The organism is Methylobacterium sp. EM32, assembly GCF_040593685.1.
In the GTDB taxonomy this organism is placed as follows: domain Bacteria; phylum Pseudomonadota; class Alphaproteobacteria; order Rhizobiales; family Beijerinckiaceae; genus Methylobacterium.
The window spans coordinates 23,600-31,255 of the sequence record NZ_JBEXZS010000085.1; the positions used below are offsets into that span (position 1 = coordinate 23,600).

General features: G+C 71.4%; 6 protein-coding genes. 3 read left to right on the forward strand and 3 right to left on the reverse strand.

The annotated features are described in order from the left end of the window. Nucleotides 1-38 precede the first annotated feature (38 nt). Nucleotides 39-1,430 (reverse strand): FAD-dependent oxidoreductase, encoded by a 1,392-nt coding sequence (locus ABZT49_RS12520; protein WP_355286392.1) that lies wholly within the window; start codon nt 1,428-1,430, stop codon nt 39-41. Nucleotides 1,431-1,718: 288 nt separating this feature from the next. On the opposite strand from ABZT49_RS12520, the gene ABZT49_RS12525 reads away from it, so the two are divergent. Next, on the forward strand, nt 1,719-3,629 hold the full coding sequence (locus ABZT49_RS12525) for a propionyl-CoA synthetase (protein ID WP_355286393.1): 1,911 nt from the start codon (nt 1,719-1,721) through the stop codon (nt 3,627-3,629). Nucleotides 3,630-3,638: 9 nt separating this feature from the next. Here ABZT49_RS12525 and ABZT49_RS12530 read toward each other — a convergent pair whose 3' ends face one another. Then, complete coding sequence (locus ABZT49_RS12530; RefSeq protein ID WP_355286394.1) at nt 3,639-4,928, reverse strand: EAL domain-containing protein; 1,290 nt, start codon at nt 4,926-4,928, stop codon at nt 3,639-3,641. 412 nt (nt 4,929-5,340) lie between these two features. Between ABZT49_RS12530 and ABZT49_RS12535 the strand changes: the two genes are divergently transcribed. Continuing rightward, nucleotides 5,341-5,748 (forward strand): hypothetical protein, encoded by a 408-nt coding sequence (locus tag ABZT49_RS12535; RefSeq protein ID WP_355286395.1) that lies wholly within the window; start codon nt 5,341-5,343, stop codon nt 5,746-5,748. A 169-nt stretch (nt 5,749-5,917) separates the two neighbouring features. Continuing rightward, a complete protein-coding gene (locus tag ABZT49_RS12540; protein WP_355286396.1) occupies nt 5,918-7,039 on the forward strand; it encodes an NADH:flavin oxidoreductase/NADH oxidase in 1,122 nt (373 codons plus the stop codon). 234 nt (nt 7,040-7,273) lie between these two features. Here the strand turns inward: ABZT49_RS12540 and ABZT49_RS12545 are convergent. Next, nucleotides 7,274-7,656 (reverse strand): DNA translocase FtsK (locus ABZT49_RS12545; RefSeq protein ID WP_355286397.1); only part of this gene is annotated, 383 nt, incomplete at its 5' end.

Here is a 7,656-nt window from a genome sequence, read left to right on the forward strand (position 1 = left end):
GATCGTCTTGCGCGCGTCTCACGGCTTGTTTGGCTCGCCTACATGCGCGCCGGCACCGTGGCGAAGAGCAGGTTGAGGCCCTCCGCCAGGGTCGGATGGGCGAGGATCGCGTCGCGGAGCGCCGTGTAGGGCAGGCCGCCCATCATCGCCATCTGCACGGCCGTCATCACCTCGCCGGCCTGGGCGCCGAGCATCGCGAAGCCGAGGATGCGGTCGTCCTCGCCGACCAGCGCCTTCATGAAGCCGGTGCGCTCCGACAGGGTGCGGGCCCGCGGCACGGAATCCATCGGCAGCCGCGCCAGCCGGTAGGGGAGGGCGCGCGCCTCCGCCTCGCGCTCGCTCAAGCCGACGCGGGCGAATTCCGGCTCGATGAACACGCAATAGGGCACCATCCTGCCAGCCGTGGTGCGGCCCCCGCCCTCGATCCCACTCTCGATGCCGCTCTTCGCCACCCGGTAATCGTCGAGGGAGACGTGGGTGAACATCGGGCTGCCGGCGGCCTCGCCGAGCGCCCAGATGCCGGGGGCGCTGGTCGCCAGCCGCGCGTCGACCTGGATGAAGCCGCGCGGGTCCAGCGCCACGCCCGCGATATCGAGACCGATGTCATGGGTCATCGGCACCCGCCCGGCGGCGGCGAGGAGGTCGGAGCCAGTGAAGCGGCGCCCGTCCGCGAGCTCGACCGCGACCGCGTCGCCGGACCGCCCGGTGACCTGAGCGATGTCGGCCCCAAGGGCGAGGGCGATGCCGTCCCGCGAAAACACCTCCCCGATGGCGGCGGCGACGTCCGGGTCCTCGCGGGCGGCGAGATGGGGGCCGTGTTCGATGATCGTCACCGCCGCGCCGAGATGCCGGAAGGCCTGCGCCATCTCCATGCCGATATAGCCGCCGCCGACGACGAGGAGATGCGCCGGCAGTCGGTCGAGCCGCAGCGCCTCGACATGGGTGAGCGGGCCGGCTTCGCGCAGGCCCGGCACGGCCGGGATGGCGGCGCGGGTGCCGAGGTTGAGGTAGATCCGCTCGCCCGTGAGCCGGCGCGTCCCGGCCTCGCCCGCGACCTCGATCACCCGGGGTTCGACGAACCGGCCCCAGCCGATCACCAGCTCGAAGCCGCTCGCCGCGAAGGCCTTGGCGTTCGCCGCGACCATGCCGGCGACGACCTCGGCGGTGCGGGCGGCGACCCTTTCCATGGCGACCGACACCCCGCCGGTCTCGACCCCGAACGCGCCGGCGCGCCGCGCGAGGTCGGCGACGCCGGCGCTGCGCACCAGGGTCTTGGTCGGGATGCAGGCGACGTTGATGCACGATCCGCCGATCATCCCGGCCTCGACGACCGCGACCCGCTTGCCGGCGCGCGCCTGGTCCATCGCCAGGGTCTTGCCGGCCTTGCCGCCGCCGAGGATCAGGATGTCGTAGGATTCGGTCGAGGTCATGGGCCGCTCCCGTCGCTCGCGCCGGGCGCGGGGACGCACCCGGCATCGTCCTCGGCGGCCGGCGGCGTGCGCCTTCCCGTCCGCCGGGTCCCTAAAATCTAACAAGCGTCGCCGGAATCCGGCAGGTCGAAATTGCCTCGTTTCCGGCCACGATTTCGCCCTCCGCGGTGGCGCACCGCGATCGCGACGGTCGGGCCGCGCGGGACGGCGCCATCTTGCCCGCTGCCGCCTTGTCCTGGACAATCGGCGGAACCGCCGGCCGAGGGCGGATCAGGAGAGAGGGACGCCATGCCGGGACCGAGCCGCTACCGGGACACCTACGCCGCCTGGCAGCGCGACCCGGAGGCCTTCTGGGCGGAGGCCGCCGCGGCGATCGACTGGGTGACGCCCGCGGCCCGGGTCTTCGCCCCCGAGGAGGGCGCCTACGGCCGCTGGTTCGTCGGCGCGGAGGTCAATGCCTGTCACAACGCCGTCGACCGCCACGTCGCGGCAGGCCGGGGCGACCAGGCGGCGATCCTGTATGATTCCCCCGTTACCGGGACCAAGCGCCGGATCACCTACGCGGAGCTGTTGAGCGAGGTCGCGGCGCTCGCCGCCGTGCTGCAGGATCTCGGCGTCGGGCGCGGCGACCGGGTGGTGCTCTACATGCCGATGGTGCCGGAAGCCCTGTTCGGCATGCTGGCCTGCGCCCGCATCGGCGCCGTCCATTCGGTGGTGTTCGGGGGCTTCGCCGCCCGGGAACTCGCCGCCCGCATCGAGGACGCCGCCCCGAAGGTGGTGCTCGCCGCCTCCTGCGGCATCGAGCCGGCGCGGGTCGTCGCCTACAAGCCGCTCCTCGACGAGGCCTGCCGCCTCTCGTCCCACACGCCCGATTCCTGCCTGATCCTGCAGCGGCCGCAAGGCCCCGCCGCGATGACCGAGGGGCGCGACCGCGACTGGGCGCAAGCCGTCGCGGCCGCCAAGGCGGCGGGCCGGGCCGCGCCCTGCGTGCCCGTCGCCGCCACCGATCCGCTCTACGTGCTCTACACCTCGGGCACCACCGGCAAGCCGAAGGGCGTGGTGCGCGACACCGGCGGCTACCTCGTGGCGCTGGCCTGGTCGATGCCGAACCTCTACGGCGTCGCCCCCGGCGAGACCTACTGGTGCGCCTCCGACGTCGGCTGGGTGGTGGGCCATTCCTATATCGTCTACGGGCCGCTCCTGCACGGCTGCACCACGGTGCTCTACGAGGGCAAGCCGGTCGGCACGCCGGATGCCGGCGCGTTCTGGCGCGTCATCGCCGAGACCGGGGCGGTCGCCCTGTTCACCGCCCCGACGGCGTTGCGCGCGGTGAAGAAGGAGGATCCGGAGGCCAAGCTCATGCAGGGCCACGACCTCTCGCGCTTCCGCACCCTGTTCCTCGCCGGCGAGCGGGCCGACCCGGACACCGTGGCCTGGGCCGAGCGGATCTTGGGCGTGCCGGTGATCGACCATTGGTGGCAGACCGAGACCGGCTGGCCGATCGCCGCCAACCCGGTCGGGCTCGGGGCGCTCCCGGTCAAGCACGGCAGCCCGACGGTGCCGATGCCGGGCTGGGACGTGCAGGTGCTCGACGAAGCCGGCAAGCCGCTGCCCCCCGACACGATGGGGACGATCGCCATCAAACTGCCGCTGCCCCCCGGCGCCCTGCCGACCCTGTGGCAGCAGGACGAGCGCTTTCGCGAGAGCTACCTCACGGCTTACCCGGGCTACTACAACACCTCGGATGCCGGCTTCCTCGATTTCGACGGCTACGTCTCGGTGATGGGCCGGACCGACGACATCATCAACGTCGCCGGCCACCGCCTCTCGACCGGCGGGATGGAGGAGGTGCTGGCCTCCCACCCCGCCGTCGCCGAATGCGCGGTGATCGGCATCCGCGACGCGCTCAAGGGGGAGGCGCCCTGCGGCTTCGTGGTGCTGAAGGCCGGCGCCACGCAGGCGCCGGACGTGATCGAGCGCGAATTGGTGGCGCTCGTGCGCGAGCGGATCGGCCCAGTTGCGGCCTTCCGCCTCGCGCTCACGGTCGGGCGGCTGCCGAAGACCCGGTCGGGCAAGATCCTGCGCGGCACGATGAAGAAGATCGCCGACGGCGAGACCTGGGCGATGCCGCCGACCATCGAGGACCCGGCGGTGCTCGAGGAGATCGGCGGGGCGCTGCGGGAGCGGGGGCTGGGATAGGCCGTCCCGTCACTCCGCCGGGGGGCGCTCCCATCCGTCCGTCGCTGACAAGGGCAGCGCCGCCGCCGCGTCGAGCGGCATCGGCCGGCCGGTCAGGAAGCCCTGCACCCGCGTCACGCCGAGCCCCTTGAGCACCGCGTACTCGGCCGTCGTCTCCACGCCCTCGGCGACGATCTCGCAGCCGATGCGCCGGCCGTATCCCGTCAGCGCCTCGGCCAGCGCCCGGCGGCCGGAATGCGCGTCGATGCTCCGGATCAGGCTCATGTCGAGCTTGATGAATTCGGGGCCGAGATCGAGGACGTGCCGGAGCGTCGCGTGGCCGGCCCCGACATCGTCGATGGCAAGGCTCAGGCCCCGGCGCCGATACGGCTCCAGCACTGCGCGCAGGGCCTCGTAGGAGGCGACCGCCGCGTGCTCGGTCAGCTCGATCACCACCCGGTCGAGGGCCGCACCCGCCATCGCCTCGGCGAGGCGCGGGGAGGCGAGGGCGGCCGGCGACAGGTTGAGCGACAGCCTGATCCCGGGCGCCAGGGCGGGCAGCGCGCGCAGGGCCTTGCGCAGGGCGAGAAATTCCAGCTCTTCACCCAGGCCCACTTCGGCGGCATCCGCGAACCAGGCATCGGGGCCCTCGCTCGCGGGGCTCTCGCGCGCAGGATCCGAGCGCGTCGCGGGATGTCTGCCCGGGCTCGGCGCGAAGCGCGCCAGGGCCTCGAAGGCGGCCAGGCCGCCATCGGCCGTGCGGTAGATCGGCTGGAACACCATCTCGACGGCCTCGGCCGCGATCGTCCCGGCGATGCGCCGGTGCTTCGCCTCCCGCTCGCGCGCCGCGTCGTGGTCCTTCCACAGGATGGATTCGACGACGTCCGCGCAGAGGCGCAGGGTGGCGAGGTCCCGGGTCGTGAGGCTCCGGTCCGGCGTGAAGCTGAAGCAGCACACCGTCCCGTAGGTCTCGCCGTCGGCGTGGCGCAGCGGGACGCTGAGATGCGCCCCGACCGGCATCTCGCGGGTGGCCGGCATCTGCGCCGCCACCGGATCCTCGGCGGCGTCCTGCATCAGGCCGGGCATCAGGCCCTTGGCGACGTAGTAGCAGAAGCTCTGCTCGAGCGGGGCATGGGCGCCGACGGCCACCGGGTTCTGCGTCGTTCCGGCATCCGAGAAGCGGAACACCCGATCGCCCGCCACGAATTCCGAGATGAAGCCGACATCCATCGCCAGATGGCGGCGGACGGCGCGAAGCACCGACAGGATTTGTTCACTGGCGCTGCCGGACTGGTCGCCGAAGACTGATCTCAGGGGCATCGTTCGATTCGGCTGGAGGAGGGGGAGACGACCACGATCTCAACCAAAAGTTGTGTAAAAAACAGACTCCGAAAACATGATTGCTTCAATTTTATTCAATAGATAATTGGAATATAGTCTTACAACCGTTCCGGTTGAATAACTTTACGCCCCATGACATCCGGGGGCGGGTTTTGCAAGTGAAATGAAGAGATAGAGCGGCTCGACGATGCTGCGCGAGCTAGGTGGACGCAGCGGTTCGATACAACCAGATGTTTCGTCGGTGCGATTCGCCGGCCACGTACTCAAGGTCAGGACAGGCATCTTGATATGCTCAGGTTTCCATGACGGTACAAGCACTTGCAAAAATTCCATAGAATTGCCATGATGACAAGGCCAAGCGCTCACAGTCGATCTGACTAGAGAACTCGCCATGCTCGGTTCGGATACCCACGGCCTTCAGCGTCCCTCAGGCATCGGTGCGGTCGCGATCGGGGACGAGGTGCCGCCGCCCCTCCGGGCACTGCGCGACAGGATCGAGCAGCGCCTCGCCGATCTGGCGGCCGGCCTGGGGCAAAGCGCGGAGGTGCGCGAGACGATGCACGCCCTGCGCAGCGCCCTGTCCGACATCTGCGCGCTGACCGAGACCGATCCGAAGGTCCTGCGCCTCGTCGAGCGCCTTCTCGGCGCGGGCGAGCGGCTGGCCCAGGCCGAGGGCCTGCCGCGCCGATCGCTGGCGGCGACGCGCGGTGCGGCGACGCGGGCGCTCAACGCCCTGACCGCCGCCCTGGCCGAGACGCGCCCGAGCCGCATCGCCGTGAGCCTCGGTCGCGGCTGGTAGGCGCGAATTCCCGACCCGGTCCCGCGACCGGCGGCATTCGCGGTGCGCCGGCGCACGCCGCGCCGCTCCGGCGGCGCGCAGGCGCCCTGCATCGCCCGCGCTGGCCGGGGCCGCGGCCCCGCGCCACATTGGCGGTACCCTGGCGGCCATCCTGCACCGGAGTACCCGTATGAGCCTTCCCCTCCTGTTCCAGCCCCTGCGCCTCGACGGCCTCGCGCTGGAGAACCGCATCATCGTCGCGCCGATGTGCCAGTACTCGGCCCGCGACGGGGAGGCGACCGACTGGCACATGATGCATCTCGGCCAGCTCGCGATGTCCGGTGCCGGGCTCCTGACGCTCGAGGCCACCGCCGTGTCGCCGGAGGCACGGATCACGGCCGGCGATCTCGGCCTGTGGGACGATGGGACCGAGCGGACCCTGGCGAAGGTGCTGGACGCGGTGCGGGACTACGCGCCGGTGCCGGTCTGCATCCAGATCGCCCATGCCGGCCGCAAGGCTTCGAGCGAGCCGCCGTGGCGCGGCGGCCATCAGGTGGCGCCGGATTCGCCCCGCGGCTGGCTCACCGAGGCGCCGTCGGCGCTCGCCCATGCCGAGGGCGAGGTGGCGCCCCGCGCTCTCGACCGCGAAGACATGAAGCGCATCCGCCAGAACTTCGTCGACACCGCCCGGCGGGCCGTCCGCCTCGGCATCGAGGCGGCGGAGATCCACGCCGCGCACGGCTACCTGCTGCACCAGTTCCTGTCGCCGCTGTCGAACCAGCGCAGCGACGCCTATGGCGGCAGCCTGGAGAACCGGATGCGCTTCCCCCTCGAGGTGTTCGAGGCGGTGCGCGAGGTGTTTCCCGCCGGCCAGCCGGTCTGGGCCCGGGTCTCGGCGACGGACTGGGTCGAGGACGGCTGGGAGGTCGAGCAGACCATCGCCTTCGCCGAAGCCCTGAAGGCGCGGGGGGCCGCCGCCATCCACGTCTCGACCGGCGGCGTCTCGCCCCGGCAGAAGATCGCCATCGGGCCCGGCTACCAGGTGCCCTTCGCCGAGCGGGTGCGGGCGGCCACCGACCTCGTCACCATCGCGGTCGGCCTCATCACCGAGCCGCGCCAGGCCGAAGGCATCCTCGCCGAGGGCAAGGCGGATGCGGTCTCGCTCGCCCGCGCCATGCTGTACGACCCGCGCTGGCCCTGGCACGCCGCCGCCGAACTGGGGGCTCAGGTCCGAGCGCCGAAGCAGTACTGGCGCTCGCAGCCGCACCACCTGAAGGACCTGTTCAAGGAGGCGAGCTTCGGGCAGCGGTAATCCCAGGATCATGCTGGGGCGGGTTTCGCTGCCAAGGCCTGGGACGGGATCGAGAATATCCCACCCTCCCACCTCATCCTGAGGTGCGAACGAAGTGAGCCTCGAAGGAGGCCTCCAGAGTCCTCGCGATCTCTGGAGGCCTCCTTCGAGGCCAGCCGATCTTCGATCGGCCGGCACCTCAGGATGAGGTCGATCATTGGAAGAAAGGATCGGTCTCCGGGACCAAGCTGGCCCTCACCCGTCCTGCCCGTCCTCCAGCAGGATCTCGCGCTTGCCGGCGTGGTTGGCGGAGCCGACGATGCCCTCGCGCTCCATCCGCTCCATCAGCGAGGCCGCCCGGTTGTAGCCGATCTGCAGGCGCCGCTGGATGTAGCTGGTCGAGGCCTTCTTGTCGCGCAACACCACCGCCACCGCCTGGTCGTAGAGGTCGGCCGACGGGTCGCCGAAGCCGCCCTGGTCCATGACGGGCGCGTCCGCCTCCTCCTCGCCCTCCTCGGCGGTGACCGCCTCGAGGTAGGAGGGGCGGCCCTGGCGCTTGAGGTGGGCCACCACCTGCTCGACCTCGTCGTCCGAGCAGAACGGCCCGTGCACCCGGGTCGTCCGCCCGCCGCCCGCCA